Raw genomic sequence first — 23,102 nt, 5'->3', positions numbered from 1 at the left:
TATGGTATACTATTAACCGAGATAACCATGTCATGTATATTGTGTGAAAAAAAGAGTGGGGAAACCCACTCTTTCGTGTTACTATCTACATTTTATTGATGTAGAGAGGTAAGAAATTTCTGTCGTATATACATATTTTGTTACAAGTTTTACTTCTTAAATTTGGTAATACTAAGACAGATATTCCCTGCTTAACCGGCAGGGGCTTTTGTTAGCTAACGAGAAAGAATAAGATAGACCGTTCTGTGGACGGGGTCTTTTCTTGTAAATGGTACATGGCGGCAGGAAGGAGGCTGTTTATGGATAAGAAAGTCACAGAAGTTGTAGAAGCATTTGCGCAGCCAATCGTTGAAGAGTTAAATCTTGAACTTGTAGATGTAGAGTATGTGAAAGAAGGACAAGACTGGTTCTTACGCGTATTCATCGATTCTGAAAAGGGAGTCGACATTGAAGAATGCGGTGCGGTAAGTGAACGTTTAAGCGAAGCTTTAGATAAAGAGGATCCAATTCCTCATCTTTACTTTTTGGATGTATCATCTCCTGGAGCGGAACGCCCATTAAAGAAAGAGAAAGACTTCCAGCAAGCGGTAGGAAAACAAGTGGCAATTAAAACATATGAGCCGATTGATGGTGAAAAGATGTTTGAAGGAAAGCTACTTTCCTACGATGGTACTACAATTACACTATTATTAACAATTAAAACACGTAAAAAAGAAATCCAAATTTCAATGGACAAAGTTGCAAATGCGCGACTTGCTGTTACGTTTTAGTTAGAAGGGGGATCTTCATGAGCACTGAGTTGTTAGATGCCTTGCTCGTATTAGAGTCAGAAAAAGGAATTAGCAAAGATATTATTATTGATGCGATTGAAGCAGCGTTAATCTCTGCTTATAAACGCAATTTTAACCAAGCACAAAACGTTCGTGTGAGCTTTAACCCAGAAGTGGGAACAATCCAAGTTTTAGCACGTAAGGACGTTGTTGATAATGTGTTTGATCCACGTCTTGAAATCTCTGTAGAAGAGGCAAGACAAATTAATCCAAACTACCAAGATGGCGACGTACTAGAAATTGAAGTAACGCCAAAAGATTTTGGTCGTATTGCAGCGCAAACTGCAAAACAAGTTGTAACACAACGAGTTCGTGAGGCGGAACGTGGTGTTATTTACTCAGAATTTAGTGATCGTGAAGAAGACATTATGGTTGGTATTGTACAACGCCAAGATGCTCGTTTCATCTACGTAAGCTTAGGCAAAGTAGAAGCTTTATTACCTGTAAGTGAGCAAATGCCGAATGAGCAATATAAGCCACATGATCGTATTCGCGTATTTATTACAAAAGTAGAAAAGACAACAAAAGGACCACAAATTTACGTATCACGTACACATCCTGGTCTTTTAAAACGTTTATTTGAAATGGAAGTTCCAGAAATTTATGATGGAACTGTAGAAATCCGCTCTGTAGCGCGCGAAGCAGGAGATCGTTCTAAAATCTCTGTGCATGCAGAAAACATTGATGTTGATCCAGTTGGTTCTTGTGTAGGACCGAAAGGACAACGTGTACAACGCGTTGTAGATGAACTAAAAGGTGAAAAGATTGACATCGTTCGCTGGTCAAATGATCCAGTTGAATATGTTGCAAATGCTTTAAGCCCATCACAAGTTGTTAAAGTACTTGTAGATGAAGATGAAAAAGCAACAACTGTTGTTGTTCCAGACCACCAGCTGTCATTAGCAATTGGTAAGCGTGGACAAAATGCGCGTCTTGCAGCTAAATTAACAGGTTGGAAAATTGATATTAAAAGTGAGTCTGATGCGAAACAACTTGGAATTGTGACAGAAGAAGATAGCGTAATCGCATTCGGATTCGATTCAGTTGAAGACGAAATCGAATAGAGGTGATGAGTATGAGCAATCGAAAAGTTCCGTTACGAAAATGTATTGCGACGCAAGAGATGAAATCAAAACGAGAGCTCGTTCGCATTGTTCGTTCCAAAGAAGGCGAAGTGTCTATTGATTTATCTGGAAAAAAATCAGGACGAGGTGCATATTTGTCAAAAGATAAAGAATGCATTATGCAAGCCCAAAAGAAAAACATTTTGGAACATCATCTAAAAGCGAAAATCGACAGTTCTCTGTACGAAGAGCTTCTCGAGCTTGTTGAGAAGGAGTCGAAATAAGTGTCCGATTGGAAATCGTTTTTAGGACTAGCAAATCGCGCTCGAAAAATCATTTCGGGTGAAGAACTCGTTTTAAAAGAAGTGCGAAGTGGTAAAGCAAAGCTCGTATTGCTTTCTGAAGATGCGTCAGCGAACACTACTAAACGTATTACTGATAAAACGACGTACTACAATGTACCAATGAAAAAAGTCGAAAATCGACAACAATTAGGGCATGCGATTGGGAGAGACGAGCGAGTCGTTGTAGCTGTGTTAGATGAAGGCTTTGCGAAAAAGCTACGTAGCATGCTCGATACAAATTACCGGGGGTGAAGGTATGAGTAAAATTCGAGTACATGAATATGCAAAAAAAAATAATATCTCAAGTAAAGATCTTATGACAAAACTTAAAGAGATGAATATCGAGGTTTCGAATCATATGACAATGTTAGAAGATGAAGTAGTAAACAAATTAGATAATGAATACCAAACTGAAAAACCTTCTGTTGCAGATGAGTTTGAAGTAGAAGAAAAAGTTGTTCGTAGTAAAAAGAACAGCAATAAGAAAAAGAAAAAAGGCAAAGGAAACGAAGACAAACGTCAGGATAACTTTGCTGGAAGACAACAAACGCAAATAGTAGAAACACCAGATAAAATTACTTTCTCTGGAAGCCTTACTGTAGGCGAGCTTGCTAAAAAATTAAGCAAAGAGCCATCTGAAATTATTAAGAAGCTCTTCATGCTTGGAATTATGGCAACAATTAACCAAGATTTAGATAAAGATACAATTGAGTTAATTGCTACGGACTATGGTATTGAAGTAGAAGAAGAAGTAATTGTAAGCGAGACTGAGTTTGAGACATTCATCGATGAGCAAGATGATGAAGAGAACTTAAAAGAACGTCCAGCTGTAGTTACAATCATGGGACACGTTGACCATGGTAAAACAACATTACTTGACTCTATCCGTAACTCAAAAGTAACTGCAGGCGAAGCAGGTGGAATTACTCAGCATATTGGTGCATACCAAGTTGAAGTAAATGATAAGAAGATTACATTCTTAGATACACCTGGTCACGCGGCATTTACAACGATGCGTGCTCGTGGTGCGCAAGTAACTGATATTACAATCCTTGTTGTTGCAGCTGATGACGGCGTTATGCCACAAACAGTTGAAGCGATTAGCCATGCGAAAGCAGCGGGAGTACCAATTATTGTTGCTGTGAATAAAATGGATAAACCAGCGGCAAATCCTGATCGCGTAATGCAAGAATTAACAGAATATGAATTAGTTCCAGAAGCATGGGGTGGAGATACAATCTTCGTACCAATTTCTGCAATTCAAGGTGAAGGAATTGACAACTTACTAGAAATGATTCTTCTTGTAAGTGAAGTAGAAGAATATAAAGCAAATCCAAATCGCTATGCAACTGGTACTGTAATTGAAGCACAACTTGATAAAGGTAAAGGAACTATCGCGACGTTACTTGTTCAAAACGGTACACTTCGAGTTGGAGATCCAATTGTTGTTGGAACATCATTCGGACGTGTTCGTGCAATGGTAAGTGATATTGGTCGTCGTGTAAAAGTTGCTGGTCCATCAACTCCTGTTGAAATTACAGGTTTAAATGAAGTACCACAGGCTGGAGATCGTTTCATGGCATTCGCTGATGAGAAGAAAGCTCGTCAAATTGGTGAATCACGTGCACAAGAAGCGTTAGTTGCACAACGTGGTGAGAAATCTAAATTAAGCCTTGAAGATTTATTCCAACAAATCCAAGAGAGCGATGTAAAAGAAATCAACTTAATTGTCAAAGCAGATGTACAAGGTTCTGTTGAAGCGATGGCAGCATCACTTCGTAAAATTGATGTTGAAGGCGTAAAAGTTAAAATCATTCACACTGGTGTAGGTGCGATTACAGAATCTGATATTATTTTAGCTTCTGCATCTAATGCAATTGTAATTGGATTTAACGTACGTCCAGATGTGAACGCGAAGCGTACAGCTGAATTAGAGAACGTTGATGTTCGCTTACACCGCATTATCTATAAAGTAATTGAAGAAATTGAATTAGCAATGCAAGGTATGCTTGATCCAGAATTCGAAGAAAAAGTAATCGGTCAAGCGGAAGTTCGTCAAACATTCAAGGTAACAAAAGTGGGAACAATCGCAGGTTGTTACGTAATAGACGGTAAAATTACACGTGATAGTGGTGTTCGTATTATCCGTGATGGTATTGTAATTTTCGAAGGTCAACTTGATACGTTAAAACGTTTCAAAGACGACGTAAAAGAAGTTGCACAAAACTATGAGTGTGGTATTACAATTGAGAGATATAATGATCTTAAAGAAGGGGACATCATTGAAGCGTACATTATGGAAGAAGTGAAGCGATGATTATCGCTTCACTCTCATTCGAGTGTATGATTTACGATGTGCATTCTTTAAAAGAGAAACGAGCAATTTTACAAAGGGTGCTAACTCGTGTGAAGCAACGTTATAACGTTGCTGTTTCAGAAGTAGGGCATCAAGATGTATGGCAACGTACAGAAATTGCAATTGTTTCCGTATCCTCAAATCGTGTTATTTGTGAAAAAGAAATGAATCGTGTACTTGAGTACATCGATTCATTTCCTGAAATTGAACGTACGATAACACAATTGGAATGGTACTGAATGAGGTGAAGAGTTATGAAATTACGTGCAAACCGTGTAGGCGAGCAAATGAAAAAAGAATTAGGCGACATTATCAGTCGTAAAATTAAAGATCCACGTGTTGGATTTGTTACAGTAACAGATGTACAAGTGAGTGGAGATTTACAAATTGCCACAGTATATATTTCTGTTTTAGGTGACGAGGAACAGAAAGAAAATACATTAAAAGGTTTAGCGAAGGCAAAAGGCTTCATTCGTTCAGAAATTGGCCAACGTATTCGTCTTCGTAAGACACCAGAAATTTCCTTTGAATTTGATGAGTCTATTGGGTACGGTCATCGAATTGATACACTTTTACATGAAATTAATAAAGAAGGTAAACGTGAAGAATAATGGATAGACAATTGTCTATCCATTTTTTCAATGCAAAATAAATTTTGGACATTTACTATGAAAGAATTATGATGAGGTGAACATATATGGAAGGTGTAGTATTATTACATAAGCCAAAAGGCATGACATCACATGATTGTGTATTTAAATTAAGAAAGATATTGCGTGAAAAACGAATTGGTCATACAGGAACATTAGATCCAGATGTAACAGGAGTATTGCCTATTTGTGTTGGAAGAGCAACGAAGATTGCACAATTTTTAACAAGTGAAACGAAAACATATGAAGGTGAAGTGACATTAGGGTTTTCAACAACAACTGAAGATGCTTCTGGTGAAGTTGTTGAAACGAAACATGTAGATCGTGTTATTACTCGTAAGGAAGTGGAAGAGGTTCTTGCGGCATTAACAGGTACGATTGAGCAAATGCCTCCAATGTTTTCAGCTGTAAAAGTTAACGGAAAAAAATTATATGAATATGCAAGAGCAGGACAGGAAGTAGAACGTCCAGTTCGTACAATTACAATTCATGAATTTGTATTACTAGATGACCGTGAAGTTTTTGAAGGAGGAAATATTTCATTCCGTTTCCGTGTAACGTGTAGTAAAGGAACATATGTAAGAACATTAGCAGTAATGATTGGTGAAAAACTTGGTTTTCCATCACATATGTCCCACCTTGTAAGAACAGCTTCTGGTGAATTTTTATTAGAAGATTGCATATCATTTGAAGAAATTGAAGAAAACGTGCAAAATGGAACAGTAGAGTCTATCTTTATTTCAATTGATGAAGCATTAAGTAAGTTCCCGAAAATGGTTGTAGATGAAAAGCAAGCAGAGAAAATAAAGAATGGTATGTTCTTAAAAAATGAATTGGAAATAACGGCGCCATTTATAACAGTGTTTGATAAAAACGATCATTGCCTTGCAATTTATGAGCATCATCCAAAACATCCTGGTATGCTAAAGCCGATGAAAGTACTTGTGAATAATCAAGAACTAAAGCTATAATGAATTATTGGAAGGATTATTACAGAAAAAGGTGAATTCAAGCGTGAAACTTATTCATTTAACTCATCCACATGAACAAAACAAATTAGAATTACCACCTACTGTAATGGCATTAGGATTTTTTGATGGCATTCATTTAGGACATCAATGTGTGATTCGAACTGCGAAACAAATAGCGGATGAACGAGGATATAAAAGTGCGGTTATGACATTTTATCCGCATCCATCTGTTGTTTTAGGAAAAAAAGAAGCGCATGCAGAGTATATTACACCAATGTGTGATAAAGAAAAAATAGTCGAAAACTTAGGAATCGATATATTATATGTTGTTAAATTTGACGAATCATTTGCAGGTTTATTACCACAACAATTTGTAGATGATTATATTATTGGTTTAAATGTAAAGCATGTAGTAGCAGGGTTTGATTATTCATATGGACGTTTAGGAAAAGGAAAGATGGAGACTTTACCATTTCATGCAAGAGGGGAGTTTACACAGACTGTGATTGAAAAAGTTGAATTTCAAGAAGAGAAAGTAAGTTCTACAGCATTACGAAAATTAATTCGAAATGGCGAAATGGAACAAATTCCATCTATTTTAGGTAGAGCATATACAGTAGGGGGAACAGTTGTACACGGTGATAAACGTGGACGTCAAATTGGTTTTCCGACAGCTAATGTAGGTTTAAGTGATGAGTATCTATTACCACCTGTAGGTGTTTATGCAGTGAGATTAAAAGTTCACGGTGAATGGTACGACGGTGTATGTAATATTGGATATAAACCAACGTTTAAAGAAGATGAGCGTCAATTATCTATTGAAGTGCATTTATTTGAATTTAACAACGACATATATGATCAAAATGTTACGGTAGAGTGGCATATGCGTATAAGAGAAGAGAAGAAATTCAATGGCATTGATGAGTTAGTTGAACAAATCGCAAAAGATAAGAAAACAGCACAAGAATATTTTGCGAACGAAAAGAATATACTTGCTTTTTCAAATGAAAAGTAGTATTCTATGTTATGTACTTTATGACAACCATTGCTTGGCATTGCGACTCACCGACGCTTGCTAGGTAATTGGGGGTTTAATTAATAGGAGGTGAAATAGGATGGCTTTAACACAAGAACGTAAAAATGAAATCATTGCACAATTTAGAACTCATGAGACTGATACTGGTTCTCCAGAGGTTCAAATTGCTGTCCTAACGGAGCAAATTAACACTCTAAACGAGCACTTACGTACTCACAAGAAAGATCATCATTCACGTCGTGGTCTATTAAAGATGGTTGGTAAACGTCGTAACTTACTAACTTACCTTCGTAATAGCGATATCACACGTTACCGTGAATTAATCACAAAGCTTGGCTTACGTCGATAGTCAAAGAAGCGGGAATATTCCCGCTTTTTTGTTAGGTAAAAATATATCTTCTACTCTTTATAGCTTACTTCATTTTCGGTAATACTAGAGGTAGAATATTGTGATATACTATCCATTTACATAGAAGAATTGAATACTTTAAATTGAGAGGGGTACTTAAATGAGTCAAGAAAAGCAAGTCTTCTCGATAGATTTAGCTGGTCGTCAGCTAACAGTTGAAACAGGTCAGCTTGCGAAGCAAGCAAACGGAGCAGTATTAGTAAGATATGGCGATACAGCGGTTCTATCTACAGCAACTGCATCAAAAGAAGCAAAAAATGTAGATTTCTTCCCACTTACAGTAAACTATGAAGAGCGTTTATATGCAGTCGGAAAAATTCCTGGCGGTTTCATTAAACGTGAAGGTCGTCCAAGTGAAAAAGCAATTTTGGCAAGTCGTTTAATCGACCGTCCAATTCGTCCACTTTTCGCAGATGGTTTCCGTAACGAAGTACAAGTTGTCAGCATTGTAATGAGTGTTGATCAAGATTGTTCTTCTGAAATGGCAGCTATGCTTGGTTCTTCATTAGCGTTATCGATTTCAGATATTCCATTTGAAGGTCCAATCGCGGGTGCAACAGTTGGTCGTATTAATGGCGAATTCGTTATCAACCCAACAGTAGAACAGCAAGAACAAAGTGATATTCACCTTGTTGTAGCTGGTACGAAAGATGCAATTAACATGGTTGAAGCAGGAGCAGATCAAGTGCCTGAAGAAACAATGTTAGAAGCAATTATGTTTGGTCATGACGAAATTAAACGTCTAATTGCATTCCAAGAAGAGATTGTACAAGCTGTAGGTAAAGAGAAATCAGAAGTGAAACTTTATGAAGTTGACGCTGATCTTAACCAAGCTGTACGTGAAATGGCTGAGAAGGATATGCACTCTGCAATTCAAGTACATGAGAAACATGCACGTGAAGATGCAATTAACGAAGTGAAAAAGCGTGTAATTGAGCATTACGAAGCGCAGGAAGCTGACGCTGATACATTAGGACAAGTAAGTGAGATTTTATATAAAATTGTAAAAGAAGAAGTACGTCGTCTTATTACAGTTGAAAAAATCCGCCCAGATGGTCGTAAAGGTGATGAAATTCGTCCATTAGCATCAGAGGTTGGCATTTTATCTCGTACACACGGTTCTGGTTTGTTCACTCGTGGACAAACACAAGCATTAAGTATTTGTACATTAGGTGCACTAGGCGATGTACAAATTTTAGATGGTCTTGGTGTTGAGGAATCAAAACGCTTTATGCACCATTACAATTTCCCATCATTTAGTGTTGGTGAAACAAGACCGATGCGTGGACCAGGTCGTCGTGAAATTGGTCACGGTGCACTAGGAGAACGTGCTCTTGAGCCTGTAATTCCATCTGAAAAAGATTTCCCATACACAGTACGTCTTGTATCTGAAGTTTTAGAATCAAACGGTTCTACTTCACAAGCAAGTATCTGTGGTAGTACTTTAGCGATGATGGATGCTGGTGTTCCACTTAAAGCTCCAGTTGCAGGTATTGCAATGGGTCTAGTTAAAACTGGTGAGCATTACACAATTTTATCTGATATTCAAGGTATGGAAGATCATTTAGGTGATATGGACTTTAAAGTAGCAGGTACAGCACAAGGTGTAACTGCACTACAAATGGACATTAAAATCGATGGTCTATCTCGTGAAATTTTAGAAGAGGCATTACAACAAGCGAAAGTTGGTCGTGTGCACATTCTAAACCATATGTTATCTGTTATTGCAGAGCCACGTACTGAATTGTCAGCGTACGCTCCAAAGATTATTACAATGACAATTAACCCAGATAAAATCCGTGACGTTATTGGACCAAGTGGTAAACAAATCAATAAAATTATTGAAGAAACTGGTGTTAAAATTGACATCGAGCAAGATGGTACAGTATTTATTTCTTCAATAAATCAAGAAATGAATGACAAAGCTAAGAAAATTATCGAAGATATCGTTCGCGAAGTACAAGTAGGTGAAATCTACGAAGGAAAAGTGAAACGTGTTGAGAAATTCGGTGCTTTCGTTGAATTATTCAGCGGTAAAGATGGATTAGTTCACATTTCTGAACTTGCACTAGAGCGTGTAGGTAAAGTAGAAGACGTTGTGAAAATCGGTGATGTGATTACAGTTAAAGTTATCGAGATTGACAAGCAAGGTCGTGTGAATCTATCTAGAAAAGTATTGCTAAAAGAAGAGCAAGAAAAAGAAGCTGCTAAAGAAGAAAACAAACAAGAGCAGCAATAAGTAAAAGCCAGTTCAACTGGCTTTTTTTGTTATGTAAAAATAGGATTTATATATATTTTTATGTCAGCATAGGTATAGTTTTCATTATAACGCTCAAATTAACAAAGATAAGAAGAAAAATGTTTTTATATAGTTAATTGGGAGGGTTTATATGAAAGCTCGTATATTGGCATACATATGTATATTCTTTTTATATATCAGTGTAGGCTCTTATTCCGTTTTTGCACAGGATAATTTGTACGAAGAAATTCAAAAACATGCAAAACAATATGAGATTGCACCTCAAAATGCGATGATTGATAAGATATGGAAAGCAACACCAGGATATAATGGAAGACAAGTTGATACTGAAGCATCCTATAACAATATGAAGAAACTAAAGAAATTTGATCAAAAACATCTTGAATTCAAGGAAGTATCACCGAGTGTCCACTTAGAAGATTTATCACCAGCACCAATTTACAGGGGACATCCAAATAAAAAGATGGTGGGATTAACAATAAATGTGGCATGGGGAAACGAGTATTTGCCTCGTATATTAGAGATATTGAAAAAACATGATGTGAAGGCGACTTTCTTTTTGGAAGGACGTTGGGTGAAAGAAAATTTGCGATTTGCAAAAATGATTGTCGATGCAAAGCAAGAAGTCGGAAATCATTCTTACACACATCCGAATATGAAAACGCTATCGTCTGATGAAATACGAGATCAGTTACAAAAAACAAATCGGATGATTGAAGCAGCTACGAATCAAAAGGTGAGATGGTTTGCACCGCCGAGTGGAAGTTTTCGGGATGAAGTCGTGAAAATTGCAGATGATTACCAAATGGGAACGATTATGTGGACTGTCGATACAATCGATTGGAAGCGACCAGAGCCAGATGTACTATTGCAGAGAGTAATGAGAAAAATACATCCAGGTGCTATCGTATTAATGCATCCTACGTCATCTACATCAGAAGCATTAGATACAATGATTACAAAATTGAAGGAACAAGGATATAAAGTAGGGAATATAACAGAATTACTGGATGAAAAACGTGTGGATTAAATACATTTGCATGACATTCATCCTTAAACTTGTTATCATTAAATAATAGCACTTATTTAGAGAAACTGGCAGTAGGAGGAAAGTTTTTGATTAAAAAATATACTTGTAAAAATGGTGTAAGAATAGTTATGGAGAATATACCAACCGTAAGATCGGTTGCGATTGGTATTTGGATCCATGCGGGATCAAGAAATGAAAATGAAAAAAATAACGGGATTTCTCACTTTTTAGAGCATATGTTCTTTAAAGGGACAGAAACACGTAGTGCACGCGAAATTGCGGAATCATTTGATAGCATTGGTGGGCAAGTAAATGCTTTTACTTCAAAAGAATACACTTGTTACTATGCAAAAGTGCTAGATGAGCATGCTAAATATGCTTTAGATGTATTAGCAGACATGTTCTTTAATTCAACATTTGATGAAGAAGAATTGAAAAAAGAGAAGAATGTCGTATGTGAAGAAATTAAAATGTACGAAGATGCTCCAGATGATATTGTGCATGATATGTTAACGAAAGCAACATATGAAACACATCCGCTTGGATATCCTATTTTAGGAACAGAAGAAACGCTTGATACGTTTACAGGTGATACGCTACGCCAATATATAAAAGATCATTACACACCTGAAAATGTAGTTGTTTCAGTTGCAGGAAATATTGATGAAGCCTTCTTACAAACGGTAGAGCAATATTTCGGTAGTTATGAAGGAACAACAAATCGTGAACAAGTACATAGCCCAATTTTCCATTTTAATAAGGTAGCACGTAAAAAGGAAACAGAACAAGCTCATTTATGTTTAGGATATAAAGGCTTACAAATGGGACACGAAGATATTTATAACTTAATCGTATTAAATAACGTTTTAGGCGGTAGTATGAGTAGCCGTTTATTCCAAGAAGTACGTGAGCAACGCGGGTTAGCTTACTCAGTATTTTCTTACCATTCTTCTTATGAAGATACAGGTATGTTAACACTGTATGGTGGAACAGGTAGCCAACAATTAGATACACTGTATGAAACAATGCAAGAAACATTAGAAACATTGAAAAATACAGGTATCACAGAAAAAGAGCTTATTAATAGTAAAGAGCAATTAAAAGGAAACTTAATGTTAAGTTTAGAAAGTACGAATAGTCGTATGAGCCGTAATGGTAAAAATGAATTGCTTCTTCGTAAGCACCGTTCACTTGATGAAATTATTGAAAGTGTAAACACTGTGACAAAAGAAAATGTAGATGGGTTAATTCGTAACATGTTTACAGATGAATTCTCAGCAGCATTAATTAGTCCAGATGGAAAGCTTCCAAAAGGAATAAAGCTATAATTGTTTTATATGAAGTATGTAAAAATAACTGTATCTCTTTTAAATGAGATACGGTTATTTTTTTTTGATATACAGAATAGGTACTAATTATGGATAACTTACATTCATAATTTCGGTAGGGGGAGAGCGTATGCGATTAAGTGAATTAAGCGGTAAAGAGATCGTCAATTTAGAAAGAGCCGAAAAAATGGGGGTTTTAGGATATGTGGATTTAGAGATTGATGAGAAGGATGGTCAAATACAGGCTCTTATCATACCAGCTGGGAAATGGGGAGGTTTTAAAAAGGAACCACAAGAAGTAAGAGTCACGTGGAGCCAAATTAAGAAAGTAGGGCATGATATGATCCTTTGTGATATTACAGATCGTCCAAATTCGAAGTGAAAGATGGCCATTTTGGTCATCTTTTTTTGTGCATTCCCCGCAGAGTATTAGCTCACATGAATCAAGCTTCTACGGGCAATCAATTCCCTACATAATGTCCTCTCATATGCGGAATTTTCAAGGGAGGTTTTTCTGTATACAAAGAGCGGGATTAATCATATGTGCTTTTTGTTTTTCAATCACCTAAAACTCGTACATTACATATGATGTGGAGGAAAAAGAAAAAGTAGGCACTTTTCTTATAAATGACAGAAAAAGAAGGTGAATTAGGGAATGTTGACTGAGATGCATATTGCTGTCATAGGAGGAGATGCAAGACAGCTAGAAGTAATTCGCAAGCTAGTTGAATTGGACGCGAAACTTTCATTGATAGGGTTTGACCAGTTAGACCATGGCTTCACAGGGGCAGCAAAAGAAAGTATACAAAATTTAGATTTCACTTCTGTAGATGCAATTATTTTGCCAGTTGCAGGTACAAATGCCAAGGGAGAAGTAGATACTATTTTTTCAAACGAAAAAGTTTCTATAACGAAAGAACAAATTGAAAATACACCAGAACATTTTACTATATATTCAGGTATTGGTACGCCTTACTTGGAAAATCTCGTATCTACTACAAACCGTAAACTTATTAAATTATTTGATCGTGATGATGTGGCAATCTACAATTCTATTCCAACTGTAGAAGGTACATTAATGATGGTAATTCAACATACCGACTATACGATTCATGGTTCTAATGTAATGGTTTTAGGATTTGGTAGAACAGGGATGAGTGTTGCCAGAGCGTTTCAATCATTAGGAGCCCATGTCAAAGTTGGAGCAAGACGATCGGAACATATTGCACGCATTACAGAAATGATGTTTTCTCCTTTTCATATGCAAGACATTGAGAAAGAAGTAGGAAATATCGATATTGTCATTAATACAATTCCGCATCTCGTTGTGACAGCGAATGTCATTTCAAAAATGCCGGCTCATACGTTAGTAATTGATTTAGCTTCTAAACCAGGCGGTACCGACTTTAGGTATGCGGAAAAAAGAGGGATCAAAGCTTTGTTAGCACCGGGATTACCAGGCATTGTTGCTCCCAAAACAGCAGGACAAATTTTAGCGAATGTTCTTTCTCAGTTACTGGCAGAAGACGTAATAGCAAGAAAGGAGAATGGGGAATGAATTTAAAGGGGAAAAGAATAGGGTTTGGTTTTACAGGTTCACATTGTACGTACGAAGAAGTTATGCCACACTTAGAAAAATTAATTGCTGAGGGAGCAGAAGTACGTCCCGTTGTTTCTTACACCGTTCAATCAACAAATACGAGATTTGGTGAGGGAGCAGAGTGGATTAAAAAGATTGAAGAAGTAACAGGATTTAAAGCGATTAATTCAATCGTTGGTGCAGAACCATTAGGACCTAAAATCCCGCTAGATTGTATGGTAATTGCACCACTAACAGGAAATTCTATGAGTAAATTTGCAAATGCAATGACAGACTCTCCAGTATTAATGGCAGCGAAAGCGACGCTAAGAAATGGCAAGCCTGTCGTATTGGCTGTTTCGACGAATGATGCGTTGGGGCTTAATGGGGTAAATCTAATTACACCAACAAGGTGACGACAAAGCACGAACGCTTATATGTCGCCATCTTGAGGGAGCTTAGGGTAAAGCACAAGTTCGAAATCATCGAGTCTTTGCCACTTTTCTTTCTTATAAACAGCCTTTTCTAAAACGGACTTTAGGAGGCTGTTTTTCTTTTTGGGATCATCTGTTTTAAAATACAGGTCAAGAACATGCTCCACTTGAGGTATTGTATCTTTCTTCACTTTTTCCTTCTTAATTTCTGTTTTAATTTCTTTCTTTAAGTTTTCCATCGTAGAAGTAATTTCATTGATACGATCGGAAACGGCTTTCGAACGTTCTAAAAATATATCTACAGTATAAACACCACGTTCTAATAAATCATGCAAATTTTTTTTTTGTTTTTGGACATCCACTAATTCTTTTTCAAGCTTTCGTAATGCAGCTTCATTCATTTGAATAACTTGTGTTTCTTTTAATTTGTCACCTTGCTTATGTTTTTCGAAATCAGCTTTATAATTGATATACCATTCTTTTAATGCCTCGAGTAAACGCTTCTCAATTAATTCCGTATAGCTTGATTTGTTTTCACAACCACGGTGCTTACAATCCATCGTTTCCTTTCGGTTCTTCGGGTAACGCTGGACCATACTATAACCACATTTACTACATTTAATAATGCCAGCTAAAGGATTTCTAATTCCGTTTGTATTGTAAGGAACGTGATATCTTGAGTTTAATTTATCTTGTACTTGCTCAAACAAACTTTCAGGTATGATTGGCTCATGCTTACCATCGGCAATAATCCAATCTGATTTATCTTGGCGTGCACAACTTCTTTTTACAGCATCAGGACGTTTTACTTCTTTTCGCTTTTGCCAAGTTACCTTTCCGATGTACACATTGTTTTTTAATATATCCAAGATGCTATAAGGATTCCAATCATTACCTAGCTTACTTTTGTATCCAAGATCATTTAACTTGCTTCGTATTGCACTCGCACCCATATCCTCATTTGCATACCAGTCAAATATCATTCTTACAACAGAAGCTTCTTCTGAATTAATCGTTAAAGTGCGCTCTCGCTTATTTAAGCGATGAATATCATATCCGAATGGTGCATGTGTACCAAGGTAATTCCCAGCCTCTACACTAGCGATACGACCTCGTTGCATACGACGTGTAATAATCTTTAACTCCTTACGTGCCATAAACGCTTCAAATTCGCTGTATTCTTCGTCCCATTCATCATTAAGGTCATAAGTCTTCCTAGGTGTCATAATCTTCGTATTCGAGCGTTTAAACGTCTCTAAAATGATTCCTTGTTCTTTCATACCGCCACGACCTAAACGATCCATATCCATACAAAGAACAACATCATATTTATTATCTTCAATTTCTTCAAGCAGAGCTAACATCTCCGGACGTTTCACTAAGCTCTCACCAGAAACGATTTCCTCACGGACAGCTAACACATTTAAGTTCATTTCCTTTGCTATTTTCAGCAGGGTAGCGCGGTGCTTTGCTAACGTTTCGCCTTCGCCTCTTGCTTCGGCTTCTAAATCGGCGCGGGATTTTCTTAGGTAGATTGCGGTTTTCATAAATAGACCTCCTTATAGTTAATTCATATACGAGAAATGTACATATAAGAAGTAGAAACGGCTATTTGAGGTAGCGAAAGTAATGTCATGTTTAATTTAAGAAAGCATTTAAGATTCTTCGTCGTTTTCCAATGCTTTAATATTTCGATAATTGGTCTGCTTTGAAACTAATATGGCAGTACTAACAAATCAGCAGCATACAAATATAGAAAGCACTTCAAGAGGTGACACCATGAGCCAACACAAAGAATATGCCGCATCTTATGAATTTGGGAAAACGAAAGTGTATATTGTGGCCCCAGAGCCGAAAACAAAAAAGGATATTGAGAAAATCCTTCGAGCATATTACAAGGCTAGTTGGGCCATCATCGATGAATTGCAAACAAAAGAAAATATTGAGGAGTAGTTCCTCTTTTTTTGTATAGAAAATAGACAGGTTGTGTATGTACTAATAATTTTAATGCTTTAACAATTTAAGCAAAGGATGCTAATGCAACTAACAATCTTTGATGTGGAATTAGTTGGATCATTTAATTTTAAGAAAGCTCATATTCACCGTTTGAATTCAAACTAGTTGTACAAATGCTAACTAAGCCAAGCCAAAGCGATCGGTGGATTAAAACCAACGATAGCACATGATGAGTGTAATGAGTTGGTTGAAGATTACTCGATTGGGATTTGACGTTACACATGAAAGGAAGCAGAGATTAATTTAATACTATATTAGAAAAGAAGATTTGAGATTTTTAGGGAACATGGGGACTAACTGTATGAGTTTTTTATTTTTAAAAAGTATGTTTTAATTTGCGAAGATTATAGGACTGTGAAATAATTCATGCGAATTGATATGAGGTAGAGGGAATAATTGTTTAATTTAATTGTAAAGCAATTGAATTAATGGGAGAGTATGAAACATAAGGCCCAGACAAAGTTTAACTATAATCTTTATCTGGGTTTTGTCTATGTATTTAATATTATAGAGGGTGAAAATGCTATTAGAGAAAAAAGTCAATTTGTAATGTTAATAACTTATACTACCAACTGTATAATCATTACTGTAATCTATACTTGCACAAACCTTCTTCTTTTTGTCACCAGATATATAGCCAGATACCTCAAGCCTACTACGAGAGATATCTGTAGAAAATTCTACTTTTGTCACTGTAATATCCCAATTTTTCTCCTTTTTAAAATACTCGATAGCGGCTTGTGATGCTTTTTCTTTCATTTCATTTTGTTCTTTTTCACTATAAGGGTGGGTAGCCTTATAAATTTGATATATAGTGCACGAACCTAAACCTAAAACAACCAATAGTGTTATTAAAAGGATTTTTTTCATTTCTTACCACCTCTATTTTTCATTCGGTTTTGAAGCTTGGACATCCATGTTTAGGTGGCTAACTGTAATCACATAGGTTTCTTTTTTTCATAGAAAACTCTCCTCCATAGTAAACAAATCAAGGTGAGTTCTTTTTACTGTCTGCTATAAGGGGAGTGTATCAAATCTAGCTCTCTTTTTTATGGTGAGGAAAGTTCTCTTACTTCGTAATCATTGATAGAAGATACTACAATAGAAAAAGTTTTAGTTTTATCATTAGAAATATATCCGTTAACAAAAAAGTTTTAATCCGCCCAATTCACTTGAAAATTCAGTATCTGTAATAGTAACATCAATATTTTTTTCTTTCTTAAAATATTCTATCGTAGCTTTGTTTGCTTTATTTTTAATTTCTTGCTTTTCTTGGGGAGTCATTGACATTAAAGGATTCGCTGTATGTATAAATTTTATAACTGCGCAAGAAGCCATACCGACAATAATTATGCTGATAATTATTGTAATTTTTAGTGATTTTTTGATGGCAATTCACCTCCCACTATAATTATACTAATATTACCAAATGAATGGGATTAAGGAAAGAGGGAGAAAGGTTGACTACTACTATATCAGATTCAACTTATAATAAATTATCTGAGGCTGCATATCAAAAAGAAGATAAAATAGACATTGCCGGTTGGAAGCCAATACACCCAAAAGGCGCAAAATTGCATGACCCTGAAACAGGTTTCGATGCAGTTGTTTTTCAAAATGAAACAACTAAAGAAATTGTTGTTGCTTATAGAGGAACGGAAGGGAAAGGAAAGAATCATTAGATAGATCGGTGCCTGATTTTTTAACTGATGCAAAATATATATTAATGGGTAAGAATCCGATACAAGACGGTGAGAAAATAAATCCGTATGATAAAAGTCAAGTAATAGCAGCTAACCAGTTTACACAATCAGTATCACTTTTAGAAATAGTAAAAAATGAATATCAGGGTGCGAAAATTTCAACTACAGGACATTCTTTAGGTGGTGCCAATGCCCAATTTGCTAGTGCAATATGTGGTGTACCTGCTGTTACTTACAGTGCCCCTGGTATTTATGATATGCTTCCAAAGGACATAAAGAAAAAAGTAGATGCAGGAGAATATAAAGGACAAATAACTAATTATATAAATCCGAAAGATTCGATTTCCGGTGGTGCTCTAAGAGAAGATAAAACACATATTGGTGATACCTATATGGTCAATTCTGATTTTAAAACAGCAAATAATGACTATGGGATGCATTAAATTGATAGGTTTTTAGATTCAATAGGAGCAAAGGATTATCACGGTCTAGGAAATTATCACTTTGATAGTTTCGGTAATATTAATAATTCCATGTTAGTTGACGTAAACACGGGTCACAAGTTATATAAGTCTCCCAGATATTCAATACAGCATGGTGAAATCAAGATAGTCATGGAATACTTAGAAGAATCGGCAAAAAAAATGCAACAAAGTGCGGAAGAATTTCAAAATCAGATACCACGAGTAGTTTCAGAAGTAATGCAGCATCTTAGTTCAACTAAGAGTCAACGTCTGGAGAGAAGGATTGAAGAATTGTATCATTGCTTAGATCAAACCAGCAGAGTATATGCGACAAAAGCCGGGGAAGTATCAGCTTTTATAAAGAGAAAAGCCGATGAATATAAGGCAGCCGATGAAAATTTTCAAGGATTTGAGTGGTTAAAAAAATGAGACAAATGTATTTTAATGAGGAACATATAGAAGCAGCATTAGGGCGTTTAACGAATTTGATTATAGATATAAATAAAAATCAAGAGAGAGTAAATGATATTTATAATCTTATACAAGCAGGTTGGTCGCAAAATGGAGCTGGAAAGAAAGCGATTGAGGATTTAGAGTATTTACGAAAAATCCTCAATCGCTCTGTGAATGAAATTGAAACAAAGAAAAAGAGGTTGAGAGATGATTGGGAACTTATTAAAGCAGTAGACAGGAGTTATAAATGAATATATGAAAATAAAAGAGCAGCTAGCAAAAGCTAACTGCTCATCTCCAGGGGAAATGGAGACTGGTGTATCTATAGTATTGACGGGATATTTATTTTAAATCCAATTTACTTAAAGTAAACATTCCGACAGATAAGATGGCTGCGCCTACTGCAGAACCTAGCCAGTCTCTCCAGTCTAATGTATTTAAAGGTGTATCTGTTAAATCCATAATTAAGAAGATAGCAAACATTAATAACACCGAATGCTAAGCATCCCCAGAATGTTTGTAAAGATGTAATCATCTTCTTACGGAACTTTTTCATGTAAATCATCCTTACTAATATGTTCTATTTTTATAAACGAATTATTGCATGTATGAAAATTAAAAGTACGAAATATGCAATATTGCATATTGGAACTCAACAAAATAATCCTTTTGTTAAAGGTGCAACAAATGAAAAAAGAGATGGGAATCATCTCTTCTTTATATATAAGTTATTTATTTTTTGTAACCAAATAAAACGCTAAGAGTGTGATACCTTTCAATTACAACTGTTCTTCTATCCAGTTCAAGCTCTTCATGTATTGGTCCTTCACTATGAATGATTTTTAATAATTCATCACCTTGTGTAGGAGTAAGGATATTTAAAAATTCTTTTATAGGTTTTTCAACAGCGGAAACATCATTATGAATAAATATTTTTGTTTCCCATACACTTCCATCTTGTATAAATAAATCCATTATATTAGATGTGGGATTTCCTTCTTTTCCATATGGGTTATATGTATAACGAAGGTCATTAAGGAAGAATCCATTTTCTTCAGCTACATGTTTTAATTTATTTGCATTGTTTTGTTGTTCTTGTTCAGGTGTTGGGTTTTGGTCTTTGAATATAGATTTATACATAAATGTAGCAAATTGTTCTCTTGTTACATTGAATTTTCCGCCGTATTCATACAGTCCAACCCCATCTGTTACACCATTTGAATATAAAGCTTTAATAGCTTCTCTAGCCCAGTGATTATTTGGAACATCATTGAATGGCGTACCCTTTTTTACCTCTAAATTAAATGCATGTTTTAAGATTACCGCCATTTCATAGCGAGTCAATGTATCATCTGGTCGGAATTTATCACTTCCATCACCAACCATGATTCCTGCTTGTGTAACAGCTTTGATACTATTTTCAAACATGTGTTTCTTAATATCGTTATAAGATATTTTTTGTGATCCGTTATCTTTTAAATTGAAGTAGCGAGCCATAATGGAAGCTACTTGTCCACGAGTTACGTTATCTCCAAATCCAAAAATTCCATCTCCATATCCGCTAACTATTCCTTTATCATTTAAATAATTTATGGGATTTTCAGCCCAGTGTCCGCTTGGTACATCTGTAAAATGTTTGGTTTGTGCGTGTGTTGTAGTTGTTGCTCCGAATAAAGTTGCTGTGATTAAGCCGGTTGCAAGTACGCTTTTAAAGTCCATTACTATTCCTCCTAAGTAAAACTTAATAGTAGTATTATATAGATTGCTTTCACGTGATAATTATATAAAGTTTTGTATCACTATATTATGATATTACTGTTATTTTGTGACGTCAATTAATTTATGGGAATTTAAGGAATATGTGAATTGGTAGATAAAATATCGACTTATCCAGCAAAGATCCTTTTAAAAGTAAAAAAATCGTAAGAAGATGATATAATAGTAGCAATTAAACATTTTGTCCTACTGGAAGAACCAGCGGACACTGAACTATGAAGAGCATTGACGCTATTGCTCTGTAGTTTGGTGTCCGCTTTTTGTATTTTATTAACAAAATAGACAAGGAGCGTTTATTTATGAACCAATTAACTTTCTTATCTAAAGTTAATCGCACAGCAACACAGGAGAAATTAGAGGGTCTTCTTGAAGAAGTGCGTATTTACAAACAGTTCGGAATGGTTCGAGAAGAAATGAAAGTCACTCCTTCATATGAAGTGAGATATCATGGCTCTACAAAGCTAAAAATGGTATTGCAACGAAAGGGAATAGTAATTGGAAAGTGATGAGAATTACAACTCCATACGATGAAGAAAAAGAGTATGGAGTTGCGCTTATATTTGTTAGATAAGTATAGATTTAATAGAAGTGATGAATGCTTTCTATTAAATCTATACTCTAAGCTGACTTTATGAATCTGGACTATCAAATTGGTCACTATGGTTTGGTGAATCATGGCTACACTCATCACCTTCCGAGTGGTCAGTAGTACTTTTCATAGATGCTGTAATAAAAGTCGCTGTCATCACGGCATTCATCCAGCTAGCTTCGGCATCATTAGCATTGCCACCTGAATTGTCCTGGTTATTTGTTTCTTGTGTTGAGGAATGTTTTTTTAAATCTTTTTCAATAAATTTGTTTGGTTGTTTCTTCTTACCAAAAATTCTCAAGAATACTTGTAGTATAAAGCATACGATGAAGACTATTAGAAGAAAGAAAAAGAGAACTAAGGACAGGTTAATTATTTCTTCCATATTTATACCTACTTTCTAATTTAAGAGATAATGAATATCTTTAAATGAATTTGGATTCTATATTTTAAAATATAGTGTAATTAATATTAAACGATAACAAAAAAGACAGTAGAATAAAACATTATGAGGAAAATAGATAAAAGTAAAACCATTCTGAATAAAATACGGGTTGTATAACAAAATGAAGCGTGCTTATAGCATGCTTTTTTATTTTTAGAAAAGGAGTGAAAAGATGGATCATATTCATGTATTAATGAAAACATTTATAGCTACCTTCGGAGTTTTTTGCGGGTACTTTTTGGGAGGATGGGATACAACATTGAAAGTTCTAGTTATCATGGTAGCTATCGATTATTTGACAGGAGTACTTGCAGCAGGATTTAACGGGGAGTTAAAAAGTAAAGTTGGTTTCAAAGGCATCGTCAAAAAGGTGATGCTTTTTCTTTTGGTTGCAGCCGCTACTCAAGCTGATGCGATTATAGGAACAAACAACGCTATTCGTGAAGAAACAATCTTTTTCTTTATCAGCAATGAGTTGTTATCTCTTTTAGAAAATGCAGGGGAAATGGGAATCCCGCTTCCACAAGCATTAACGAATGCAGTTGAAATTTTAGGCGGTAAGCAAAAACAAGAAATTAAACAGGGAGATGTTGAATAATGGCTAGATATAGTAATCACGGTGGGCATAACGAAATTGTACAAGGTGCTAATTGGGGTGATAGAAAAGAACACATCATGAATCGTCAGGTTAAAGATGCAGTAACAGCTAACTTAAGAGCATTAGGGCATACAGTATATGAGGACACAGATGAAGTAGGAAAAACGCAAGCTCAAAACTTAAACAATATCGTAGCAAATTGTAACTCACATGATGTAGACTTGGTTATTTCATATCATTTAAATGCTTATGACGGGAAAGCTAATGGAGTTGAAGTACTTTATTTTGATCAAAAGAATTTAGCGGCTAAAGTATCGGCTCAACTTGCCAAAGATATTGGATGGCATGACAGAGGTCCGAAGCAACATACTGATCTAGCTGTATTAAAAAGAACTAAGGCGCCAGCTATTCTAATCGAACTAGGCTTCATCGATAACGAATCTGATATGACGAAGTGGAATGTGGATAAAGTTGCTGATTCCATCGTTTATTCATTAACTGGACAAAGAGTTGGTGGGAATAGTAGCAGTACAATTGGATTAGCTAAGCAAAATATCATCCAATCAGGTGCTTTTTCGAGAGAGTATGTTGAGGATGTGATGGGAGCATTAACGTCTCTAAAAATGACAGCTGATTTCATTTTATAACCGAATGGACAAACATATTTTATTTCAGAACCAACTTCAGATACGCAATTGAATGCAATGAAAGAGTACCTTGACTGTAGGGAATGGTGGTATGAGGTTAAGTGAAAAGTAAAAAAAGCC

23 protein-coding genes and 6 pseudogenes are annotated in these 23,102 nt (G+C 35.7%); 24 read left to right on the top strand and 5 right to left on the bottom strand.

Features of this window, described 5'->3' with window-relative positions; genetic code table 11:
- Nucleotides 1-299 precede the first annotated feature (299 nt).
- The 16 genes and pseudogenes from rimP to dpaB form a co-directional block, all read left to right on the top strand.
- Complete coding sequence (gene rimP / locus ATN06_RS19405) at nt 300-770, top strand: ribosome maturation factor RimP (protein WP_000359096.1); 471 nt, start codon at nt 300-302, stop codon at nt 768-770.
- 17 nt (nt 771-787) lie between these two features.
- Nucleotides 788-1,894 (top strand): transcription termination factor NusA, encoded by a 1,107-nt coding sequence (nusA, locus tag ATN06_RS19400; protein ID WP_000102598.1) that lies wholly within the window; start codon nt 788-790, stop codon nt 1,892-1,894.
- Between the two features lie 11 nt (nt 1,895-1,905).
- A complete protein-coding gene (gene rnpM, locus ATN06_RS19395) occupies nt 1,906-2,178 on the top strand; it encodes an RNase P modulator RnpM (protein WP_000071125.1) in 273 nt (90 codons plus the stop codon).
- Nucleotides 2,179-2,490 carry a YlxQ family RNA-binding protein gene (locus ATN06_RS19390; RefSeq protein WP_001286522.1) on the top strand — a complete coding sequence of 104 codons (312 nt, stop codon included), beginning with the start codon at nt 2,179-2,181 and terminating at the stop codon, nt 2,488-2,490.
- Nucleotides 2,491-2,494: 4 nt separating this feature from the next.
- Nucleotides 2,495-4,555, top strand: a complete 2,061-nt coding sequence (infB, locus tag ATN06_RS19385) for a translation initiation factor IF-2 (RefSeq protein WP_060631977.1) — start codon at nt 2,495-2,497, stop codon at nt 4,553-4,555.
- Nucleotides 4,552-4,833, top strand: a complete 282-nt coding sequence (locus ATN06_RS19380; protein WP_000582364.1) for a DUF503 domain-containing protein — start codon at nt 4,552-4,554, stop codon at nt 4,831-4,833. Before infB ends, ATN06_RS19380 begins: the two co-directional genes overlap by 4 nt.
- Before the next feature lie 15 nt (nt 4,834-4,848).
- A complete protein-coding gene (gene rbfA, locus ATN06_RS19375; RefSeq protein WP_000776441.1) occupies nt 4,849-5,205 on the top strand; it encodes a 30S ribosome-binding factor RbfA in 357 nt (118 codons plus the stop codon).
- An 86-nt stretch (nt 5,206-5,291) separates the two neighbouring features.
- Nucleotides 5,292-6,215, top strand: a complete 924-nt coding sequence (gene truB / locus ATN06_RS19370; RefSeq protein ID WP_060631976.1) for a tRNA pseudouridine(55) synthase TruB — start codon at nt 5,292-5,294, stop codon at nt 6,213-6,215.
- 43 nt (nt 6,216-6,258) lie between these two features.
- On the top strand, nt 6,259-7,230 hold the full coding sequence (gene ribF, locus ATN06_RS19365; protein WP_060631975.1) for a bifunctional riboflavin kinase/FAD synthetase: 972 nt from the start codon (nt 6,259-6,261) through the stop codon (nt 7,228-7,230).
- Between the two features lie 100 nt (nt 7,231-7,330).
- Complete coding sequence (gene rpsO / locus ATN06_RS19360; RefSeq protein WP_001229392.1) at nt 7,331-7,600, top strand: 30S ribosomal protein S15; 270 nt, start codon at nt 7,331-7,333, stop codon at nt 7,598-7,600.
- A gap of 160 nt (nt 7,601-7,760) precedes the next feature.
- On the top strand, nt 7,761-9,899 hold the full coding sequence (pnp, locus tag ATN06_RS19355; RefSeq protein WP_060631974.1) for a polyribonucleotide nucleotidyltransferase: 2,139 nt from the start codon (nt 7,761-7,763) through the stop codon (nt 9,897-9,899).
- Nucleotides 9,900-10,050: 151 nt separating this feature from the next.
- Complete coding sequence (locus tag ATN06_RS19350) at nt 10,051-10,950, top strand: polysaccharide deacetylase family protein (RefSeq protein ID WP_060631973.1); 900 nt, start codon at nt 10,051-10,053, stop codon at nt 10,948-10,950.
- 86 nt (nt 10,951-11,036) lie between these two features.
- Nucleotides 11,037-12,278: a M16 family metallopeptidase gene (locus ATN06_RS19345; protein WP_000592989.1), complete on the top strand. Its 1,242-nt coding sequence runs from the start codon at nt 11,037-11,039 to the stop codon at nt 12,276-12,278.
- A 130-nt stretch (nt 12,279-12,408) separates the two neighbouring features.
- Nucleotides 12,409-12,660: a YlmC/YmxH family sporulation protein gene (locus ATN06_RS19340; protein ID WP_060631972.1), complete on the top strand. Its 252-nt coding sequence runs from the start codon at nt 12,409-12,411 to the stop codon at nt 12,658-12,660.
- Between the two features lie 273 nt (nt 12,661-12,933).
- The gene (gene dpaA / locus ATN06_RS19335) at nt 12,934-13,836 is read left to right on the top strand and encodes a dipicolinic acid synthetase subunit A (RefSeq protein WP_060631971.1); all 903 of its coding nucleotides are present in this window, start codon (nt 12,934-12,936) and stop codon (nt 13,834-13,836) included.
- Nucleotides 13,833-14,258, top strand: a pseudogene (dpaB, locus tag ATN06_RS19330) (dipicolinate synthase subunit B); the annotation flags it as partial. The gene dpaA and the pseudogene dpaB, both read left to right, overlap by 4 nt.
- 32 nt (nt 14,259-14,290) lie before the next feature.
- Here dpaB and ATN06_RS19325 read toward each other — a convergent pair.
- The gene (locus tag ATN06_RS19325; RefSeq protein WP_060631970.1) at nt 14,291-15,838 is read right to left on the bottom strand and encodes a recombinase family protein; all 1,548 of its coding nucleotides are present in this window, start codon (nt 15,836-15,838) and stop codon (nt 14,291-14,293) included.
- Between the two features lie 172 nt (nt 15,839-16,010).
- Here ATN06_RS19325 and ATN06_RS19320 point away from each other — a divergent pair, with 172 nt between their 5' ends.
- Both ATN06_RS19320 and ATN06_RS29530 read left to right on the top strand, forming a co-directional pair.
- Nucleotides 16,011-16,244: a hypothetical protein gene (locus ATN06_RS19320; RefSeq protein WP_088116282.1), complete on the top strand. Its 234-nt coding sequence runs from the start codon at nt 16,011-16,013 to the stop codon at nt 16,242-16,244.
- A 78-nt stretch (nt 16,245-16,322) separates the two neighbouring features.
- A pseudogene (locus tag ATN06_RS29530) lies at nt 16,323-16,517 on the top strand (cell division protein SepF); the annotation flags it as partial.
- A gap of 342 nt (nt 16,518-16,859) precedes the next feature.
- Here the strand turns inward: ATN06_RS29530 and ATN06_RS19315 are convergent.
- Nucleotides 16,860-17,177 (bottom strand): hypothetical protein, encoded by a 318-nt coding sequence (locus tag ATN06_RS19315; RefSeq protein WP_060631968.1) that lies wholly within the window; start codon nt 17,175-17,177, stop codon nt 16,860-16,862.
- A gap of 590 nt (nt 17,178-17,767) precedes the next feature.
- Here ATN06_RS19315 and ATN06_RS29830 point away from each other — a divergent pair.
- Nucleotides 17,768-18,903 (top strand): annotated as a pseudogene (locus ATN06_RS29830) (lipase family protein).
- Nucleotides 18,900-19,178: a hypothetical protein gene (locus ATN06_RS19300; RefSeq protein WP_060631967.1), complete on the top strand. Its 279-nt coding sequence runs from the start codon at nt 18,900-18,902 to the stop codon at nt 19,176-19,178. Before ATN06_RS29830 ends, ATN06_RS19300 begins: the two are co-directional and overlap by 4 nt.
- 91 nt (nt 19,179-19,269) lie before the next feature.
- Here the strand turns inward: ATN06_RS19300 and ATN06_RS29265 are convergent.
- Both ATN06_RS29265 and ATN06_RS19290 read right to left on the bottom strand, forming a co-directional pair.
- A pseudogene (locus tag ATN06_RS29265) lies at nt 19,270-19,483 on the bottom strand (hypothetical protein).
- Nucleotides 19,484-19,659: 176 nt separating this feature from the next.
- Complete coding sequence (locus ATN06_RS19290) at nt 19,660-20,646, bottom strand: S-layer homology domain-containing protein (RefSeq protein ID WP_060631966.1); 987 nt, start codon at nt 20,644-20,646, stop codon at nt 19,660-19,662.
- A 356-nt stretch (nt 20,647-21,002) separates the two neighbouring features.
- Here ATN06_RS19290 and ATN06_RS19285 point away from each other — a divergent pair.
- Both ATN06_RS19285 and ATN06_RS29825 read left to right on the top strand, forming a co-directional pair.
- A pseudogene (locus ATN06_RS19285) lies at nt 21,003-21,161 on the top strand (ArpU family transcriptional regulator); the annotation flags it as partial.
- Nucleotides 21,162-21,208: 47 nt separating this feature from the next.
- On the top strand, nt 21,209-21,274 hold the full coding sequence (locus ATN06_RS29825) for a hypothetical protein (protein ID WP_369596996.1): 66 nt from the start codon (nt 21,209-21,211) through the stop codon (nt 21,272-21,274).
- 58 nt (nt 21,275-21,332) lie between these two features.
- Here ATN06_RS29825 and ATN06_RS19280 read toward each other — a convergent pair whose 3' ends face one another.
- Nucleotides 21,333-21,677, bottom strand: a complete 345-nt coding sequence (locus ATN06_RS19280) for a hypothetical protein (protein WP_060631965.1) — start codon at nt 21,675-21,677, stop codon at nt 21,333-21,335.
- A gap of 232 nt (nt 21,678-21,909) precedes the next feature.
- Here ATN06_RS19280 and ATN06_RS19275 point away from each other — a divergent pair, with 232 nt between their 5' ends.
- Complete coding sequence (locus tag ATN06_RS19275; protein ID WP_060631964.1) at nt 21,910-22,335, top strand: phage holin family protein; 426 nt, start codon at nt 21,910-21,912, stop codon at nt 22,333-22,335.
- Nucleotides 22,335-23,087: pseudogene (locus ATN06_RS19270) on the top strand (N-acetylmuramoyl-L-alanine amidase). The gene ATN06_RS19275 and the pseudogene ATN06_RS19270 overlap by 1 nt, the downstream one beginning before the upstream one ends.
- Nucleotides 23,088-23,102 lie beyond the last annotated feature (15 nt).

Source organism: Bacillus thuringiensis (assembly GCF_001455345.1).
Lineage (GTDB): Bacteria > Bacillota > Bacilli > Bacillales > Bacillaceae_G > Bacillus_A > Bacillus_A thuringiensis_N.
The sequence above is the reverse complement of the archived record's forward strand: the minus strand, read 5'-3'. Positions and strand labels throughout refer to the sequence as shown.